Annotated in this window: 13 protein-coding genes and 1 pseudogene; 8 read left to right on the plus strand and 6 right to left on the minus strand. The window is 64.8% G+C overall.

The window, feature by feature from the left end:
* Positions 1-81: 81 nt before the first annotated feature.
* Together BJY22_RS01605 and BJY22_RS01610 are read right to left on the minus strand one after the other, a co-directional pair.
* A complete protein-coding gene (locus BJY22_RS01605; protein WP_167203402.1) occupies positions 82-909 on the minus strand; it encodes a hypothetical protein in 828 nt (275 codons plus the stop codon).
* 63 nt (positions 910-972) lie between these two features.
* Positions 973-1,392 carry a MarR family winged helix-turn-helix transcriptional regulator gene (locus tag BJY22_RS01610; protein WP_167203403.1) on the minus strand — a complete coding sequence of 140 codons (420 nt, stop codon included), beginning with the start codon at positions 1,390-1,392 and terminating at the stop codon, positions 973-975.
* Positions 1,393-1,444: 52 nt separating this feature from the next.
* On the opposite strand from BJY22_RS01610, the gene BJY22_RS01615 reads away from it, so the two are divergent.
* Positions 1,445-2,038 (plus strand): TIGR03086 family metal-binding protein, encoded by a 594-nt coding sequence (locus BJY22_RS01615; RefSeq protein ID WP_238350264.1) that lies wholly within the window; start codon positions 1,445-1,447, stop codon positions 2,036-2,038.
* A gap of 60 nt (positions 2,039-2,098) precedes the next feature.
* On the opposite strand, the pseudogene ligD reads toward BJY22_RS01615, so the two are convergent.
* Both ligD and BJY22_RS01620 read right to left on the minus strand, forming a co-directional pair.
* Positions 2,099-2,299: pseudogene (ligD, locus tag BJY22_RS43240) on the minus strand (non-homologous end-joining DNA ligase LigD); the annotation flags it as partial.
* A 138-nt stretch (positions 2,300-2,437) separates the two neighbouring features.
* Positions 2,438-3,274 carry an AraC family transcriptional regulator gene (locus tag BJY22_RS01620; protein ID WP_167203405.1) on the minus strand — a complete coding sequence of 279 codons (837 nt, stop codon included), beginning with the start codon at positions 3,272-3,274 and terminating at the stop codon, positions 2,438-2,440.
* A 129-nt stretch (positions 3,275-3,403) separates the two neighbouring features.
* Here BJY22_RS01620 and BJY22_RS01625 point away from each other — a divergent pair, with 129 nt between their 5' ends.
* The 7 genes from BJY22_RS01625 to BJY22_RS01655 all read left to right on the plus strand — a co-directional run bounded on the left by BJY22_RS01625 (position 3,404) and on the right by BJY22_RS01655 (position 11,795).
* Positions 3,404-4,216: a phytanoyl-CoA dioxygenase family protein gene (locus BJY22_RS01625; RefSeq protein ID WP_167203406.1), complete on the plus strand. Its 813-nt coding sequence runs from the start codon at positions 3,404-3,406 to the stop codon at positions 4,214-4,216.
* 135 nt (positions 4,217-4,351) lie between these two features.
* A complete protein-coding gene (locus tag BJY22_RS01630) occupies positions 4,352-6,718 on the plus strand; it encodes an FAD-dependent oxidoreductase (RefSeq protein ID WP_167203407.1) in 2,367 nt (788 codons plus the stop codon).
* Positions 6,715-7,524 carry a helix-turn-helix domain-containing protein gene (locus BJY22_RS01635; protein ID WP_167203408.1) on the plus strand — a complete coding sequence of 270 codons (810 nt, stop codon included), beginning with the start codon at positions 6,715-6,717 and terminating at the stop codon, positions 7,522-7,524. Before BJY22_RS01630 ends, BJY22_RS01635 begins: the two co-directional genes overlap by 4 nt.
* Before the next feature lie 68 nt (positions 7,525-7,592).
* Positions 7,593-8,924 carry an ABC transporter substrate-binding protein gene (locus BJY22_RS01640; protein ID WP_167203409.1) on the plus strand — a complete coding sequence of 444 codons (1,332 nt, stop codon included), beginning with the start codon at positions 7,593-7,595 and terminating at the stop codon, positions 8,922-8,924.
* Positions 8,921-9,853: a carbohydrate ABC transporter permease gene (locus tag BJY22_RS01645; RefSeq protein ID WP_167203410.1), complete on the plus strand. Its 933-nt coding sequence runs from the start codon at positions 8,921-8,923 to the stop codon at positions 9,851-9,853. The genes BJY22_RS01640 and BJY22_RS01645 overlap by 4 nt, the downstream gene beginning before the upstream one ends.
* Positions 9,850-10,728 (plus strand): carbohydrate ABC transporter permease, encoded by an 879-nt coding sequence (locus BJY22_RS01650; RefSeq protein WP_167203411.1) that lies wholly within the window; start codon positions 9,850-9,852, stop codon positions 10,726-10,728. The genes BJY22_RS01645 and BJY22_RS01650 overlap by 4 nt, the downstream gene beginning before the upstream one ends.
* A 32-nt stretch (positions 10,729-10,760) precedes the next feature.
* Positions 10,761-11,795, plus strand: a complete 1,035-nt coding sequence (locus tag BJY22_RS01655; RefSeq protein WP_167203412.1) for an SGNH/GDSL hydrolase family protein — start codon at positions 10,761-10,763, stop codon at positions 11,793-11,795.
* A gap of 507 nt (positions 11,796-12,302) precedes the next feature.
* Here BJY22_RS01655 and BJY22_RS01660 read toward each other — a convergent pair.
* Positions 12,303-14,369, minus strand: a complete 2,067-nt coding sequence (locus tag BJY22_RS01660) for an AIPR family protein (RefSeq protein WP_167203413.1) — start codon at positions 14,367-14,369, stop codon at positions 12,303-12,305.
* A 1,775-nt stretch (positions 14,370-16,144) separates the two neighbouring features.
* Positions 16,145-19,219 (minus strand): type I restriction endonuclease subunit R, encoded by a 3,075-nt coding sequence (locus BJY22_RS01665; RefSeq protein WP_167203414.1) that lies wholly within the window; start codon positions 19,217-19,219, stop codon positions 16,145-16,147.

Genomic DNA, 19,219 nt, shown 5'->3' on the forward strand with positions numbered 1-19,219 from the left:
TCTAGCACCTGCACAGGGCCTCACTCCTCGCGGTGTGGTTGGTCATGTGCCTGTTTCGAACGATTGAACGCTCTACTTGGTTCAACGCTGGGTGATTTGAAGATCACACACCGGATCGGTTGCCTTCACGGCGGCGAATTGGTAGCCGCGCGCGGCGATCGTCAGGCCGGCGCCCCAGACGACGTACGCCGGGACCGCGACCCAGAAGAAGCTCTCCGGGAGGCCGACGTCGCCGTACGCGGCCTGCCCTTGGACTGCGTTGACGATCATCTGCAGCAGTCCGACACCGAAGTACGCCGTCATCCCGGCGCCGAGCGTGTAGCCCGGCAACACCAGGAGCCAGCGAGGAAAACGGTGGCCGACCGGGTGCACGAGCAGGAACGGAAGGACGGTTCCCACCAGGACGAAACCGCTTTCGAAAAGCAGGATCGACAGGTTTCCGCCGTACGGCATCTTCTCGAAGCCGACAACCGCCTGCGCCCCGAGCCTGGTCAGGCACCCGGCGACCGCGGCGCAACCACCCGCGATCGAGATCCAGGGCGGCCACGGCAGGGGACGTGACTGGTGTTCTCTGGCGAGGAGACCGAGAAGTACGGCGCCGGCGACCGCGCCGAGCCGGCTCAGCATTCCGGGCAGGTCGAACGGGATGCCGAGGCCTGGCAGCACGGCGGCGACCAGGTCGAGCAGGACGAATCCCGCCGCGGCGAGCCAGCCCGCGGCGAGGACCCACAGCAAGCGCGGGCGAACTCTGACCACGGCCAGTGCGGTGAGAAGACAGGCGACGACCGCGGCCCAGTTCGGGATCAGGAGATCGTCGCCGGGAAGTTCCCAGGTAGGCGCATGCCCGGTCGCGTACCAAATCCGCAGAACGCCGTACGCCGCCGCCCACGCCATCACCGCTCGCCTCATACGGCCAGTCTGTTGACGCCGGTCGGGACCCGGATCACCCGCGCGGGTGATCGTCCTCCACCGTCAGCGTGAGGTGTGCAGCTCCTGCAGGATGCGAAGGAAGGCCTTGCGGTCCGCCGGCGGGAGCCGGTCGAGGACCTGTGCCTCCTGGGTCTGGATGTCCTTGCGGACGGCACGGCGCACCTTGCGGCCCTGCGCGGTGATCGAGAGCAGGCGGACGCGGCGGTCGTCCGGGTCGGGCGTGCGGTCGATGAGCCCGGCCCGCTGGAGTTCGTCGAGGGTGCCGATGATGCGGGACTTGTCCGCGCCGATCGCCTCGGCCAGCGCGGCCTGGGTGCGGACCGGGGTGTCGTCGAGGGCGGTGAGCACCGAATAGCCCCACATCGAGATGTCGTGCCTGGCCAGCACCGGCATCTCGAGCGCGATCAGCTCGCGCACCAGCGGATACAGCATCGCCGCCAGGTCGGGACGCTCGGTTGCCATGCCCGAAAAGGTAACACTGGCGCAATCATATGCGTGCGCTTATGATATGCGCATGCCTACCATTGATTACGTCACCCTCGACGCCGAAGCCGTCCGGACCAGCATCGAGCTGGTCAGCACAGCGACCCCCGCCGACCTCGCCGCGCCGACCCCGTGCCGGGCCTGGACGCTCTACGGCCTGCTCGCCCACATGGCCACCCAGCACTACGGCTTCGCGGCCGCCTCCCGCGGCGACGCCGACCCGGAGGTCTGGAAGCTCCGCGACCTCGGCGACGACCCGGTGAAGGCGTACGTCGAGTCCGCCGAGCACGTCCTGGACGCCTTCGCCCAGCCCGGCGTCGCGGAGCGCACCTTCCCGCTCCACGAGTTCGGCCCGGACGCCGCCTTCCCCGGTGCGCAGGCGATCAGCTTTCATTTCATCGACTACGTCGTCCACAGCTGGGACGTCGCGAAGTCCCTCGGTACGGCGGTGACCTTCTCTCCCGCCGTCCTCGAGGCCGCCCAGGACGTCGCCCAACTCGTCCCCACCGGCGACATCCGCCACGCCCCCGGCACGCCGTTCGCGCCGGACGTCCCGTGGCCGGGCCACGACCCCCTCGACCGCATCGTGTCCCACCTCGGCCGCAACCCCGCCTGGCCGAACTGACCGTCCCGCTCGACCCCGAGCGGCGCACCGGAACGAGCCCTGACCGCGTACGGCGGTCTGCCCGTACGCGTTGCGCATCACGTCCAGATAGAGCCGCCCGTTGCGGGAGTTCTTCCGCTGCTCCGTGGCGTAGCGCTCGGCCTCACGCTCCTCCAAAACCTGCGCCACACCGCGCGCGAGCCGACGACCTCGATCGAAGCCGCCGTACGATCCAGAGGAACATGCAGATGCAGTCCCTGTGGTCTTGACGACCGCGGCCACGTGCCGCAGCGATGCCCTCTCGATCCAGTCCGGGCGCTACCGCGGCGCGTTCTGCTGGAAGACCTGCTGGTCATCGATCGCAGACACTCCCGTACGACGCCGTACGCCCCCTGGAACCGCACGGACGTGCGCCCATTTCTAGGCGTTCGGATGAACGGGTGAGGCCGAGCGCGGGTGGTTGCTGAGGTAGTCAGCTGGGTTCGTTCCGGTGATCGAGCGGACGATGCGGTGGAACTGGGGGTAGCTTCCGAAGCCGGCCAGGAGCGCGGCATCGACCATGGTCACGCCGTGACCGGTGCCGTAGACGTCCAGGAAGCGGCGGAAGCGTTGTTCGTTGCGGAAGCGCGTGATGCTCGTCCCCATCTGCTGCGCGAAGAGACGGCTGAGATGGTGCGGGCTCAGGCCTACCGCCCGCGCCAGTTCGGGCAGCGTCGACACGGACGGCTGCTCCCGCAGCAGTCCGGCAGCCTCTGCCACGGCTGGGTGTACGACGGTTGTCGGCGTGGCTGCCGGCGCAGCGTGGAATGCCTGCCAGGCGGCGAGGATCGCGTGGCGCCGGGCGGCGAGTTCCAGCTCGGGGTGGCCGGGAGCTGCCGCCTGCCGGAAGAGTGTGTCCAGCCATCCGGCCTGGTCGACTCCCAAGCGGCGGGCGAACAGGCCCGGCGGATCAGGAATGTAGAACGGCTTGATCCATTCGCTCGGGTTGTCGATGCCGAGCACCGCGGGATCGAAGACGCAGAGCCAGTCCCGGTAGGCCGGGGAGGCGTCGACGAGCAGGTGATCCTGGCCCGGAAACAGCCACACGAGGGCGCCAGGCGCCAGGTGGTAGCGACGGCGGTCGAGGAGGTACGTCGCGGTGCCGCCGGCGACCAGATTGAACTCAACACCGCGATGCCGGTGCGCGACCGTCATCACCTCGACCTGATCGCGACGGGTGAACAACAGCCCGTCGGCAGGTAGCACCTCGTCGATCATCGACCACATCTCCTGCACATGAAATGAGAACCAGCCCGCCACCGAACGAGAAGCACTACCGCATGGCCGCGCCCTACGGTGAAGTGAAATCACACCACCTGATCACACCATCCGAAAGGGCTGCCTCCCATGGCGACACCGACCGAACTGGACGACTACCTGTTCGACCTTCGCGGCTACCTGGTTCTCGAGCAGGCACTCGAACCCGATCTCGTCGACAAGCTCAACACGGCACTGGACAACTTCCCGGAGCTCGAGCCGCAGGCCTGGGCGGGCAACGTGCACCGCGTCGACGACAACCCGGGCAACGCCGGCGTCGAGCTCCAGAACATCGTCGAAGGCGGACCGGAATTCGAGCGGCTGATCGACCACCCGTCCTGGCTCGCTCATGTACGGCGTTACTGCGGTGAGCAGGACAGCTACGTCGAGGGCCTGTTCATCGACGAGTGCTTCGCGACGATCCGCCAGGACGGCGGCTTCTTCCCGGTGCACTCCGGCGGCTACCGCGGCGCCGTACGGGGACAGTACCGCTACAAGGACGGCGTCTTCCGCTGCGGCCAGGTCAACATCCTGATGGCCCTGACCGACATCGGCCCCGGCGACGGCGGCACGCTGGTGATCCCAGGCAGCCACAAGTCGAACATGAACCACCCGCAGTTCGAGCAGTACAAGAGCTGGGACACGACGATGGACACCATGCCCGGCGTGGTGGAGATGCACCTCAAGAAGGGCGACGCCCTGCTGTTCTGCGACGGCCTGTCCCACGGCGCATCCACCCGCACCAATCCCGGTGAGCGCCGTGCCCTCATCTACCGTTACGGCCCGTCGTGGGCGACCACCCGCTGGGGCTACAGCTACTCCGACGAACTCCTGGCCCGTGTAACCCCGCAGCAGAGGGCCATCCTGCAGCCGGTCGCGCCACGACGCCCAGGCCCACAGTGAGCGGGATGTCGTCCCCTGCGACACCGCCCAGCTGACGAGCAGACTCGGCCAGCTCGCGATCCGTCGCGCTCCGTAATGCACAAAATGCAGCATCGAGCTCTTGTCATGCGTCATGCGCATTCCTATAGTCCCCCCATGCGCAGTACAAGCGAGTCTTCGCCGTCCGCTCTCGACGCGTCTACGGACCGGGAGAGGCTTCTCGTCGCGCCGGCCGTGGATCGGCGTACCTTCCGGAGCCTGCGATACGACGCCGACCTGGTGATCGTCGGGGGTGGCCTGGCCGGCACCTGCGCCGCGATCACGGCGGCCCGCGCAGGAGTCCACGTGATCCTCGTCCACGACCGGCCGGTACTCGGCGGCAACTCGTCGTCGGAGGTGCGGCTGTGGGTCCTCGGAGCCACCGCGCACATGAGCAACAACAACCGGTGGGCACGTGAGGGCGGTGTCGTGGACGAGATCCTCGTCGAGAACACCTACCGCAACCCAGACGGCAACCCGCTGATCTTCGACACCGTGCTGCTGGAGAAGGCGACCGCCGAGCCGAATCTCACCGTGCTCCTGAACACGGCCCTTGTCGACGTGGAGATGGCCGACGGATCCGGCAGCCGGATCGAACGTGTCTCAGCGTTCTGCAGCCAGAACTCGACCAGGTACGACATCGGCGGAAGCCTGTTCCTGGATTCCAGTGGTGACGGCGCGCTGGCCTTCCTGGCCGGTGCGGCGTTCCGGATGGGGGCCGAGTCGAGCTCGGAGTTCGGTGAGAAGTTCGCCCCGTCCGACGACTACGGCCATCTCCTCGGCCACTCGATCTACTTCTACAGCAAGGATGTCGGCCACCCGGTACGGTTCACCCCGCCGGCCTTCGCGCTGTCCGACCTCGACTCGATCCCGCGGGCGCGCAACTTCAACACCAGTGAAGACGGTTGCCGGCTCTGGTGGATCGAGTGGGGCGGACGCCTCGACACCGTCCACGAGACCGAGACGATCAAGTGGCGGCTGTGGCAGGTGGTGTACGGCGTCTGGAACCACCTGAAGAACTCCGGAGAGTTCCCCGACGCCGAGAACCTGACGCTGGAGTGGGTCGGGACCATCCCTGGCAAGCGGGAGAGCCGACGGTTCGAGGGCCTCTACATGCTCCGTCAGGACGACGTGTTCGGCCAGACCCAGCATCCCGACGCCGTTGCCTACGGCGGCTGGTCGATCGACCTGCATCCGGCCGACGGGGTCTTCAGCGAGAAGCCTGGCTGCAACCAACTGCACAGCCGCGGGACCTACCAGATCCCGTATCGCTGCCTGGTCAGCCGGGACGTGGACAACCTGTTCCTGGCCGGCCGGGTGATGAGCGCCAGCCACGTCGCCTTCGGATCCACCCGGGTGATGGGTACCTCGGCGCACTGTGCTCAGGCCGTTGCGGTGGCCGCGGCTCTGTGTTTGCGCGACGGTCGCCTGCCGGGCGACCTCCTCGAGCCAGGGGCGATGGCCGAGCTGCAGCGTGAACTCCTGCGTCGTGGGCAGCACATTCCGCAGCACGCCCTCCGAGACGGCGACGACTTGGTGGGGAGGGCACGGGTGTCTGCGAGCTCGGCGCTCGCGCTCGGATCCTTGCCGGACAACGGATCCGCTGTACCTCTGGCCGAGGACCGCGGTCAGCTGCTCCCGCTGCCTGCCGGCCCGGTACCCCAGCTCGGCCTGCGGCTCGACGTGTCCGAGCCGACCGTCCTGAGAGTGGAGCTCCGCCAGGGCCGGCGCCCGGACGACTACACGCCGGATCAGGTGCTCTCCGGGAAAGAGATCCGGTTGGACGCCGGCGACGACCAGTTGGTCAAGATCGACTTCGACGCCGATCTCGCCGAGGCGGGCTACGCCACAATCTGCCTGCTCGCCAACGACCAGGTTGCGGTCCGGGTCTCCGACCAACTCGTCACCGGCCTCGTTCCGCTCCGTCACCGCCGCGACCAACCCGAGGATCCCGGCACCGGATGCCCGGGCTTCGAGTTCTGGTCCCCGATCAGGCGTCCCGACGGTCGGAACCTTGCGCTGACCCTCGATCCGCCCGTCCGGGTGGGTGATCCGTCTGCTGTCTCCAACGGCGTCGACCGCCCCACAGACGCGACCAATGCCTGGATCGCTGAGTTCGACGACCCACGTCCTAGCCTGACCCTGCGTTGGGACGACCCGATCGACCTCGGCCGCATCGAGCTCGCGTTCGACACCGACTTCGACCACGCAATGGAATCGGTCCTCTACGGCCAGCCGGAAGACGCCATGCCCCACTGTGTCCGGGACTTCCGGGTCCTGTCGGGCGAACGAGTACTGGCCGAGGTGCACGATCACCACCAGAGCCGCTGGGCTCTCACGCTCGACGAAGTGGTCAGCACCGATGAGCTCACCATCGAGGTCGACGCGGTGAACGGCGCCGCGCCGGCCGCGATCTTCTCGGTCCGCTGCTATTCCGACCAGGACGCTCGGATCCTTCGTCGTGGCGGGGATGGACGGCCGTGACCGACGCCGATGCCGCCGCGACGTCGAGCACGGCTGGACCGGGTCCGGAGCTCCGCCTGCCAGGAGCCGGCAGCAACCAGGCTCTGGCCCGAGGACTGCACATCCTGCGGATGCTCGTCGACGAGGGTGAACCGATGACGGCCACGGAGGTGGCCCGCCGGATCGGGATCCACCAGAGCTCGGCCTCCCGGATCCTGGCCACGCTGAGCGAGGTGGGCTACGTCCGCAAACACCACGGCCGTTTCGCCCCCGACTACGGTGTGCTCGCACTCAGTTCGGCGACCGCCCGCCTGCCGTTGATCAAACGACCCAGCGCAGTCTTCGAGCAGCTCACGACGGAACATCGTGACATCACCATGACGATGTGCATGCTGTGGCGTGACGAACTGCTCTACCTCCTGCGGCAGACCAGCGGCTCCGAACCGCTAGCGTTCTGGACCGGCACGTTCCCGATCAACGTCTCCGCGCCCGGTCTGCGGCTCCTGGTCGACCTGCCGGACGAGGAGGCGCTGCACATTCTGCGCGTCGCACGCCAGCGCACCGGCTGGGGCGGCCGTCCAGAACTCGTTCCACCGACCGAGGAAGGCCTGCTCGCCAAGGCACGCGCCACCGTCGCCGACGACGTTCTGATCATGCCGAACTGGGTCGTCGAGGGCCGCACGAGCGGGGCGATCCCTCTGGTCACCCCCGAACCCCATCCGGTGGCGCTGGCGATCGTCGACGACGCCGGCGCCCTCGGACCCGACAGGCTCGCGGTGCTCCTGCACCAGGCACGACGGCTCGTCGAGCAATCCTTCACCACCTGATCCCCGGCCGACACCGGCTTGCAGCACAAACCCAAATCCCCCGTACCCTGCACGAGAGGACGCGCCCCATGACCGGATCGCGAACGATCACCCGCCGTTCCCTGCTAGGCGTCGCGGCCTCCGCGAGCCTCGCCACCCTGACCGGATGCAACCTCGGCGCCGGCGGCGGCAAGTCCGCAGGAGGAGGCGGCGGCGTCACCCTGAACGTGTGGGGTGGCGTGCCGAACGAGTCCGGGCCCGATGACATGTGCAAGGCGTTCATGGCCGAGCATCCCGGCACCACCGTCACGTACACCCGCTACGTCAACGACGACCAGGGCAACCTCAAGCTGGACACGTCGCTCAGCGGCGGCGTACCGATCGACCTGTACTTCTCGTACGGCCCGGTTCCGATGTTCAAGCGCAGTACCGCCGGCCTCGCGCTGGACCTGACCGACAAGATCAAGGCCGAAAGCGACTTCGCCGCACTCACCGCGGACGCCAAGCCACTGTCCAACTACGTCCTGGACGGCAAGCTCTACGGACTGCCGGCAGCCCGCGCGCCGCAGCAGGTCTACATCAACAAGGCAATGATGGACGCCGCCGGCATCAAGCTGGGCAAGACCTGGACAGTCGACGAGTTCGTCGAGGTGGCTCGCGAGCTGACCAAGCCAGGTGTCTTCGGCACCTTGACCGCACCAGTCCTGGCCAGGCCGGCGCTCGGGCCGAACTACCTGTATGCCGACGGCGGCAAACGGTCGAACTTCGGAAACCCCTGGTTCGCCAAAGAGCTCGAGCTCGCGCTCCAGTTGCAGAAGGCCAAGGTCGCGATGGACCGCCAGACAATCATCGCCGAGAAGCTGCAGACGTTCAGCCAGAACCCGTTCATCGCGGGACGCGTCGCGATGCTGATCCAGTCCGGGCAGATCATCCGGTCGATCAACGATACGAAGGGGTACCCGCACGAGTTCGCCACCTACTGCATGCCGGTCCCCGTTCCGGCCGGTACCGAAGGCTGGAACACCGGCCAGATCGGCGACCAGATCTCGATCAGCCCGAAGTCGAAGTCCCCGGACCAGGCGTGGGAGCTGGCGAAGTTCTGGGCCCGCAACGCCGGAAAGTACATGACCAAGGGCGGTCGCCTGCCGCTGCTCAGCGGCGAGTCCACCCCCGACCAGATCCTCGAGCAACTGCTCGGGCCCCAGCGCGACACGCTGTACGACGTCAAGTCCTGGAAGTCCACGCTGTTCGAGAGCGGTCTCAAGCTACCTGTCGACACGATCTTCACCGCGGGCACCGAGATTTCGACCATCCACCAGAAGCTGACCGACGAGACCCTGCTCGGTGACCGCACCGTCGCGTCCTGGGTCACCGAGGCAACCCGCCAGAGCGACGCCGCGATCGCCAAGGCAGGCAAATGAGCGCCGCAGTCCTCGCCGCGCCGGTCAGCCGTCAGGCACGACGCGGGCCTGGTGGCGCGTCGGCCAGGGCCGGCTGGTTGTTCATCCTGCCCAATCTGGTCGGCTTCCTGGCGTTCACCCTGGTGCCGTTGGTGTCCGGGATCGGCATCTCCTTCACCGACTGGAACGTGGTCTCGGGGCTGGACGGGATCCGGTTCGTCGGGCTCGACAACTTCGCCGCCCTGATCCGGGACACCGGGTTCTGGCAGGCAGTCGGCCGTACGGTGCTGTACGCCGGCGTCGGCGTTCCACTGACGATGACCGGCGGGTTGATCATCGCGCTCTGCCTGAACGGCCCGGTGTTCGGGCGCTCGGCGCTGCGGGTGATCTTCTTCATCCCGCATATCGTGAGCTCGATCGCGATCGGCTTCGTGTGGTTGCTGCTGCTCCATCCGAGCAACGGCCTGGTCAACCTGGCGTTGCAGGCGATCGGCGTCGCCGACCCGCCGAGCTGGCTGGTCTCCCAGGACTGGAGCCTGGTCTCCTTGATCCTGATCACCTCCTGGGCGGGGATGGGGTTCCACGCCGTCATCTTCCTGTCTGCCCTGCAGGCATTGCCGGAGGACCTCTACGAGGCGGCTGAGCTGGACGGGGCGGGACGCTGGCGCCAATTCACCACGATCACCTGGCCGTCGCTGATGCCGACCACAACCTTCCTGGCGATCATGTCGATGATCGGTCATTCGCAGGGCTTCGGCCTGATCGCCTTCCTCACCCAAGGCGGCCCGGGCGACTCCTCCACCACGTTGTCGTACCTGATGTACCAGAACGGCTTCCAGTACTACCGCTTCGGCTACGCGGCAGCGATCGGCATGATGAGCTTCATCGGCGTACTGCTGCTGAGCGCGTTCTTCTGGCGCTTCCAGCGCGGACGGGGGATGTACTCATGACCACGGTCGCGGTCAGGCAAGTGCGACAGGTATCACGCAGCCGGCGTTCGTCCGCACGGGCCGGGTATGTCGTCAAATCCGTTCTGCTGTGGACGTTCGCGCTGCTGTTCGTACTGCCGTTCGTCTGGATGCTCTCGTCGTCGCTGAAACGCAACCTCGACGTGTTCGCCATCCCGGTGCGCTGGATCCCCGACCCGGTTCAGTGGCAGAACTACGTCGAGGTGTGGACGAGCGGGGCGGTGACGATGGCGGTGTTCTTCGCCAACTCGCTGACCGTCTCCCTGATCGGTGTGGTGGGTGACCTCACCACGTCGGCGATGGCCGGCTACGCCTTCGCCCGGCTGACCTTCCGAGGCCGGGACAAAGTCTTCCTGCTCTATGTGGCCACGGCGATCGTGCCGATGCAACTGCTGCTCATTCCCCGGTTCATGTTCTTCCAGCAGCTCGGGCTCTACAACACGCTCTGGGCGCTGATCCTGCCGGGAATCTTCACGGTCTTCGGCACCTTTCTGGTCCGGCAGGCGTTCCTCGCCGTGCCCCAAGAGCTGGGAGAGGCGGCGCGGATCGACGGCGCCGGCGAATGGCGGGTCTTCTCCCGGGTGTATCTGCCGCAGATCCGCTCGACCCTGGCCGCGCTGGCGATCATCAGCTTCGTCGGATCCTGGAACGACTACGAAGGACCGCTGATCATGCTGTCCAACCAGAACCTCTATACCGTCCCGATCGGGCTGACCCGGTTCGTCGACGCCGACGGCGGCCTGTCGGCCGGGCTGGCGATGGCCGGTTCGGCCTCCTCGGTCATCCCCATCCTGATCATCTTCCTGGCGTTCCAGCGCCAGTTCGTCGCCGCGCTGGCCAGCAGCGGTCTGAAGTGACGTTGCCACGACCGGCTGACGACAGGAGGAAAATGGAACGGTCTGTTCGCCCCGATCACGATGCTCTGATCTGGGAGGGAGCCATCGAGGTGGTCCATGGGCCCGATGGCTCCCGCCCGTGGCGGCTGCCGTACTCCAAGATCGAACTGTTCCCCACCGAGTCGCTACGGGCGCATGCGGCGATGTGCGCAGGTGTGCGGATCGTGTTCGACACCGACAGCACAACGGTCGCCGGCTCCGCGGCAGCGCCCGTCGACCAGGTCCTGAGCCCCGTCGATCTGGTGGTCGACGGCGGGGCTGCCATGTCGACCCGCGTGGACGAAGACGGCCGGTTCCAGTTCTCGGGACTGCCCGCGGGACGCAAGAGGGTGGAGCTCTGGCTGCCGCAGTACGGCGACTTCCGGCTGTTGAGTCTCGGAGTCGACGAACGCTCGGAAATCTGGCGGCCGGAGCATCCGCCACGTCCACGCCTGCTGGTCTACGGCAGCTCGATCACGCACTGCCGCGATGCACTCTCCCCGACGCAGACCTGGCCCGCCCTGCTGGCCTCGGAGTTCGGCGCGGACCTGACCTGCCTCGGCCTGGACGGGCAATGCCACCTGGATCCGATGGTGGCGAGGGTTCTGAGCGCCCGGCCGGCCGAGCTGATAGTGGCCTGTCTCGGAATCAATGTCCACGGCAACGGTTCGTACAACAGCCGATCATTCCTTCCCACCGTGCTCGGCTTCCTCAGCACACTGCGCGACGGGCACCCTGACATACCGATCGTCGTACTGTCCCCCATCGTCTCGCCGTCCCGCGAGACGAAGATCGGCCGCGCGGACCTCACCCTCGCGGACATCCGGTCCGACGTTCACCGTGCCGTCCAAATCCTCCAGAACGTAGGCGACGCCACCCTGCACGCAGTCGACGGCCGAGACATCCTCGGCCCTGACCACGCGCACCTCCTCTACGACGGCATCCACCCCAACGCCGAGGGCTACAAGCACATGGCGCGCCAACTGATCACAACCCTACGCACCCTCAACGTCATAAATCAGCCACAACCCCACCCCGCAGCACGCTGAGCCCCAGGAGGCAGGGCCGACGGGACGCCGCCGATGGGACGCCGAGAGAGGCCGACCACGGGCGACCAGGGAGCCGCACGCCCAACCGCCTAGGAGCCCACTCAGGCAATTGCCTGAGTAAAAGCCGACCTCACCCCCTGCCGAGGCGCCGATCTGCGCCCGACCTGCGATTTTGGTAGGCCCCGTGGAACTCGAACCCACAACCCGCGGAAACTGGCAAGAATTCGCTCATCGTTTGTCATCAATTGCCAAATTGACCCACGACCTGCGGATTCACACCACCAAGTTGTGCATCAGCGACCGTATACAGTCATCGCCTTCTGCTGATTCCGCTGAGTAAAGGCAGCCAGTTCAGAGCTCAGGGGGACTGCCGGTTGGTCTGCAGACACGGTTAGCAATGCTGCGGAGTCGGCGCCGCCAATACAACGACGTAGACGCCCTCACCCGGTCCGCTGTCAGACATCGTGCCTGTCGAGGCGGCTGCGCCGCGGTCCAACCTGAGACCAATTAGCCCCGCACCTCGTTCGCGAGCTGTACCAATGAGCCTTCCCCCGGCAGATACCACCTGCTGGTGCCCTGTACCGCCTTAGTAGCAACGCCGACCTGTCGCAGCATGTGCTTGGCAAGACCGCTAGGTGAGTAACGGCGCCCATCGGCAGCCCACAGAAGCGGCGCGCCGCGGTTGTTCACCCAGGTGGCTTGCGCTCGGCGAGGGTCTTCCGCCAACCATGGTGAAAGAGCCACTCGCTCCGGTCCGGTTCCAGGGCGGAACTCGAGTGCCGCGCCGTCCGCAATTCGCCCTGAGTCCACGAGGACGATAACGGCATTCGTCCTTCGCTGCCGTGTGTCCTGCTCTGGTTCTGAAGTCTCTGGTGCATCACCGCCGGCATCGATCGATTGCAGAACAAGTGAGGCAAGAGTTATGCATCGCTGCGAGTCGCGGAACACCGAAGGTATGAAGCCACCACCGTAGGCAGTCTCGACATGGTGAGTGAGCCAGTCCAATGTTCCACCGATCAGATCGACTGCCATCGACAGCCGATCCGGCCAGTCGACATCGGGATCGTCGGCGTCTTTGAGATCGAGCTGCTGGAATACGAGATGTGCGACAAGAAGATCGCCATGCGTTGCAACCAGGCCAGCTCGACCTTCGCGATCATCGGCCTCGGCTTGCAGGTGACCCACGATCTCTCGGTAGAGGAGAACGGAACGCCAAGTCCGGTGAGCCGTGAGTCTCGAATTGAACAAGGCCTTGTATGTACCCTGCGGACCGGTTTCCCAGAGGACAGCGCTGTCCTGTTTGGCTCGAGCGGCGAACGACGCGTCAGGTTGAGCGCACGCAAGAGCTCGTGCCGCCTCAACGACAGAACACCCGTTCTCTGGTTCAGGATCAGGCTCGCCGCGCTTCACCACGTATGTCTTTTGGAGAGACAACGCGAAATCGCGTCGAAGTCGAATCTGATTCTCATCCAAAGATACGAAATCCCGCGCCTCGACTTGGTTCTGGGTATTCGTCGCCTGCGTGATTGAATTGTCAAAATCCGGAGGACAATCCTGCAGCGAGATCAATCGAACCCAGACCCGCCCAGCCTTGCTTTTTTCCGCATCGATCCTCTGCGCTTCATGGATGCTCTTGACGGTTTGAGCTCCATTCACCACACTGACACCTGTCAGATGAAAATCTCCCGCGAGAGTCGACGATCCCCTGTATGTCTTCTCAAGGCCTTTGCAAAGAACGGTAATTCCATTGTTGAAATACCAGAAGTGTTCTGGCTCGTCATGAAGCGTCGTACGCAGTTGATGATTTACTTCGGTCAATCCGAGGGAGTGACGAATGTTACGCGCAAAGAGGCGCTCTCCGTACTCGGTGTACCATTCCGCAACATCCACGACAGGCAGCGTGCCGTAGTACGCTTGGTACGGCTCCGTGAGATGACCGTAATTCTCCAAGCGAACGTTGAGGTCAACCTTCGCCCCTGTCACACCCGATTCAACGATCCGATAAAAGTCATCGAATCCTCGGACTTCGAGGTCTGCCAGCGGTGATGGCTCATTTAGCTGTGCGACTGTTCGATCGAGATCGCGTCGCACCTGCGCTGCGATACGCGCTTCGCCCAGCAGGGCAATGACGATCGTAACCCGCAGACCGGGGGTGCCAATGGCGACGTCTACAAGATCGGCGAGCTTCTGGAACTTCGAGTTGAACTCGTCATACTCGCCGTCCCGAAGCATTTGCACTCCGCGGTGCAGCTTGAGCACCGCCTGTTGTTCCAGGGTTGCTCGACCTCTGTCGCTCCATTTGGTCTGCACGATCCATAGATGTGGGTAGCCTAAATCAACAGCAATGCCGTCGATGCCCTGATCATCGAACCCGTCAATGACGCCACTCGCAGCTTCCTCGGGGCTACAGTCGGTCAGGTCTTGTATCGTCATCGCGGTCAATGCTCGGGTGCGGAATTCCTGAATCGTATCTTCTACGGAACGCTGACCTAGGTCTGACATATCGATGAATGGCCTGAAGTCTTTCTCAAGTCGATCAATCATGTGACGGACCTTGATGGGCGGCTTGTTCACGTCCCGCTCCCCCTCTTTTCTCTGATGGTGAGCACGCTATCACCGTCCGCGCCTCGGCGACTCCGAACCGGATTGACCCCTGTGTCGTGTTGCCGCACGGAACAAACCGACGGATGCCCTGCCGCCCTGAGCAGGGTCCCGGAAAGGTCAGCTGGTGGGGCTGTGACCTGCGGTTGGATGGTGGTTCCTACGCGGTCCAACCAGAACGGAATCACACCCGCCGATATAACCTTCCCTCATCACGTCCGCGACCGTGTCTGCCACGCCGAAACGCCGCAAGAGCAACTCTTCGTGCATCTCTCGCGGGTGCCCGATCCGCGTGACCCTCGCGGGTTCGGTACCCGCTGGCGAGCTGCTTACTGTCACGGTCAGCGCAGTGCTGGCTGGCGGGAGGGCGTTTACCGCGATCGGGGATTAGGCCGCCGCGCTCACGGCGGAGTCGCTGGCCTGTCTCGAGCTGCAGATGAGCAGCCACGAGAACCCACCAAGTTGTGGTGTGTCTAGTCCAACGGACCTACCTCAACGGCCCTACCGATCGGCTTGGATTTCCTGATATCCACGATCCCGACCAGCACTTTGCGCGATGCCTCGCGGAAGCAGGCCTGATCGGGATCAGCGACGTCAGAGGCATCTGCAGGTGGTGGCGGCGAACCTTCTGAGGTGCGGCCAGGCGCTGGTCATCGCCACTGCTGATATTAATCCTGGCGCTCCGGACCAGGTCGGAGGCTACGCTACGCAGTCGTGAATATCGCGTCCGGAAGGCAGATACGACAATGAGCGACGAGACCTATGCCGATACGGGCCGACAGTGTCCGTCGAGCGGCGAGACCCTCGGCGTGATGATCGAAATCCCCGGCTCGGACGACTGGAAGATCAAATGACCGACGTGTGGAACGTGGTGGCAAGGCGGCAGCACAGTGCTCACCGAGCACGAGCGTTATCGGTAGACAGGCGGGAGTGTGAACCAAGCTCGACTCCGGGAGGACCGTGGACACAGCAGGAGCTCGGTACTCGAGGTTGGGCACGCTCGTGGACCGCCGCTTTGCCTGCCATATGCCAAGTCCCAAGTTCACCAGCGCGGGTATCGATGCAAACGGGATCAGGATATGCAGCACGGGTGGGGGTCGCGCCAACCCGCGAGGAGATCGGCGCGGTTGCTTACTTTGTGGTCTCGATCCTCAAGTCCCGTGCGGCGCAGCGCGACTGGTCCAAGGCTTATGCCCGACCCGGCCGGCCCCTGGTGGTCCGGGACGCGTGACCTGTTCTGCGAGCTGGACAGCTACTCTCACGAGTGGATCCTGAGCGACTCGCGACAGCTGGACGAGCGGCAGAGGGTAATGAGGCCCCAGTCCGGGAGGAGAGATGGCTTTGGCTGTGGTCGCAGCCCTCGTTCGCCGTGCCTGAAACGAGCCGTCCGCACATCACACGGCCAGACCTCGTGGCCGGCCTGGATGACAGGCGCTGCCTCCTAGTCGATCTCAAGAGAACGAGCAAGTCCGATCTCGGCACGGCAGTGATGCCGACCCAGGACGCGTCCTTCGAGACCTGGACAAAGCATCTGACGGCGATGAATTCGCCCCTGTCAGGTGCTCGGTACACGCGGTGTCGACGACAGATGATCACTTGGAGTGGGTCAAAGGTCTGACCAGCGATCAGCAGCGTTCTCAGCTGCGCCGTCGGCCTGATGCCCTGCGTCATGACCGAGGCGAGCAGCGGCGAACAACAGACGCCTCTCGTCGCTGACGGGGCCCAATTGATCGCCCTTTGCGGAAGGCTCAATAGTTCTCCCGTATGTACGCGTACGTTTTGTCGAACAGTTGCCCTTTGACCGGGAGACTGTACTCCTTCAGGGCGGTTCGGAGCTCTCGGCGGACACGTTTGTCGCCGGCGTCGCTCTCGGTCCATCCGGTGTATGCAACCTCCACAACTATGCGGTCGATGCGAAAGACAATGTCCGGCACGATCTTGTGCAACCCCGGAGGTGTGTTCTCCTCGACGATCTGGGTAAGTGCCCCACTCTTCGGATCCGCCAGCCTCTCGAGGACGTCCTCGTCGCCCGCCTCAAAGGCCCGGTCGGCGGCAACGACATCCTGAGCGATTCGCAGCGCTTCCTCCAGGAACGCCAGTGAATCCTCCACGTTCTCGATCGCCTTGGTGCGCAGCTTCTCGATCCGCTCCGCCAGCGACTGATACACCGGGCTCTCGGTCTCGGCAATGCGGCGCCTGAGCCGAGCCTCGATCGAGTCCAACACCTCCTGGTAGATGTCGCCTACCTTCTGCTCTGGCGACTCTCGTTCCGGAAGCTTCAATTGCTCCGCGATCCGCTTCACCAGCGCCAAGCCAGCGGCATCGAGTGTGACCGTCTTCGACGGCATGGACCTCACATTGACGTCGGACATGTAGCCGTGGATCAACTCGGTCGTCTTTGCACCAAGTCGAGCCCACAGGAACGCCTTGGTGACGTCCTTTGGCCGGATCGACTCGTACACCTTCGCGAGCCAGAGGTACTGCTGCTTGAACGGAGTCAGCATTGGGTGTGGGTCGAGGAACTCCCACACAGTCTGCAACGCAACGTAGGTCTCGATAAAGTCACTGCGCTGGATGCTGCCCTCCGGGATCCGCTCGTACGCCTCGGCGAGCGACTCGAACGACGAGTCCGTCGTGTCAATATCCTCGAACAGGTGCAGGAGACGAGTGAGATCGGCTACGAACTTACCTGCCAGGTTCGAAGAATCCGTGATGTTGAGCTCGTTCTCTTCGCCTGTACCCACCTTCGGTCCGGCGATCGCGACACCGATCGCTTTCGCAAGGCCGATGTAGTCGACCACGCGACCGTAGTCCTTGCGCTGGCCCGTGATCGGATTCTTCCACGGTCGGTTGGGGCGCGTAATGGTCTGAAAGAGATTCGTCTCTTTGGCAGGCTTGTCGAGGTACAGCACACCCTCGATCGGCGCGTTGAACCCAGTCATCCACTTCGCCGTGACAACGACGAAAGACATCGGGTCGTCGACCTTCTTGAAGCGGCGCTTCACCGCCTCCTCCTGCTCCGGCGTGAGCAGATACCGCTTGAACTCCTTCGGCGTGTCCTTGGAATCCGCGACGTGCATCACGACCCCGACCTCGCGCGTCCGACCGTCAGGCATCGCCGCTGATCGACGCTCCAGCTCAGCCTGAATGGCATGCGCGTAGGCGACTACGAGGCGCTGGTTGTAGGCCACCACCTGCGCCTTCTGGCCAAGCGGCGCGACGTAGGTCAGGAAATGGTCGACGATGTCGGCACATACGGCAGCGACGCGCTCCGGGTTGGACAGGATCGTCTCGATGTGCGAGGCCTTGTCGGACAGGTAGATCTTGTCGTCCTCATCCAGGTCCTCCTCGGCCGCGAGTTCCTCGAACGCCTCGTCCAAGGCCTCCTTGTCGAGGTTGAACCGGACCGCTCGGCCCTCGACGATCACTGGCTTGGTGAATCCGTCGGCGATCGACTGTTCCGGCGTGTATCGCGACATCACGAAGTCCGGATCCGATGGGTCGCCGAACAGCTTGAAAGTCGAGCGGTCCTTGTCCTCGATCGCGGTGCCTGTCGCGCCGAAGAACTTCGCATTTGGCACCGCCGCGCGCCAAGCGTCGCCGAGCTTCCCCTCCTGGGAACGGTGCGCCTCGTCGACGAGAACGACGATGTTCGACCGGTCGTTGAGGTGGCCAGCCTCAGCAAACTTGTGCACCGTTGTGATGACCACACCCGGCTCGCCGCCGCGGAGCAACGCGTGCAGCTCACGCCTGTTACTGGGCACCGTCATACGCGGCATACCGGCCGTCTCGAACATCTCCGCGGTCTGCCGCACCAGATCCTTGCGGTCGGCGATCACGATCACCGTCGGCGCGCTGCCGAACTTCGCCGTCACTGCGTCGTCACGCAACAGACGAGCCGCAGCGAACGCCATCAATTCGGTCTTCCCGGACCCCTGGTGGTGCCAGATCAATCCACCCGGCCGGCCGGCCAGCACCTTGGCGTGGATCGCAAGAACCGCCTCAAACTGCGGGTAACGCGGCAGGAACTTCACATCGACCTCGGACGCATCCCGTGCATGACGAAACATCACCAGATCCTTCAGGATCGGCAGCACCGTCTCCGGCCGCAGCAAGAGCCGCGCCGCGCGCTCCACACGAGCCGGTCCAGTGACCTTCTTCGGATCATCCTCGGTCGACCCCCACGGCGCCCAAATCTCCGAGTCCGGATCCGGCACAGCACGGATGGGAGCCATCCGGAACTCGAGGCCCTCAGTAGCAACGTTGAAGACGTTCGTCGCGAAGAAGTTCGCGTACTCCTCCTCGTAGACGTCATGTATGTCCTTGGCGGCATTCACCCAAGACACCGCATGTCTCACCGGCGTCTTCGTCTCCGCGACGACGAGCGGAAATCCGTTGACGTAGTAGACGACATCGAACCGGCGTGGCTTGACGGCGCCTGCGATGGTGACCTCGTCCGCGACGGTGAACCGGTTGTTATCCGGGTTGTCGAAGTCAATGAGCCGGCGGGGCACGTGCTTGCCATCGATGGTCGGGAACGAATGGTTACCGCGCAGCATCACGGTGAGTCGCTCATTGGCGGACACAAGCCCATTGTGGGCATCCAGGACGGCCTGGTTGACCTCGTGGAGCACAATGTCTGCGGACTCGGGGTCGTCGGCCAGCTCCGGATTCAGACCGAGTAGCGCCTCCCGAGCCCACGGCTCGATGACGACGTCATGCTGGTCTCTCGGCAACTCAACGCCAGGTGTGCGTTCCCAGCCAGCTTCCTCCGCCCACTCGAGCAGCGAGCGCTGGATGGTGCTCGCCTCCGTCCAGCCCAT

The sequence above is a fragment of the Kribbella shirazensis genome, assembly GCF_011761605.1.
Taxonomy (GTDB): domain Bacteria; phylum Actinomycetota; class Actinomycetes; order Propionibacteriales; family Kribbellaceae; genus Kribbella; species Kribbella shirazensis.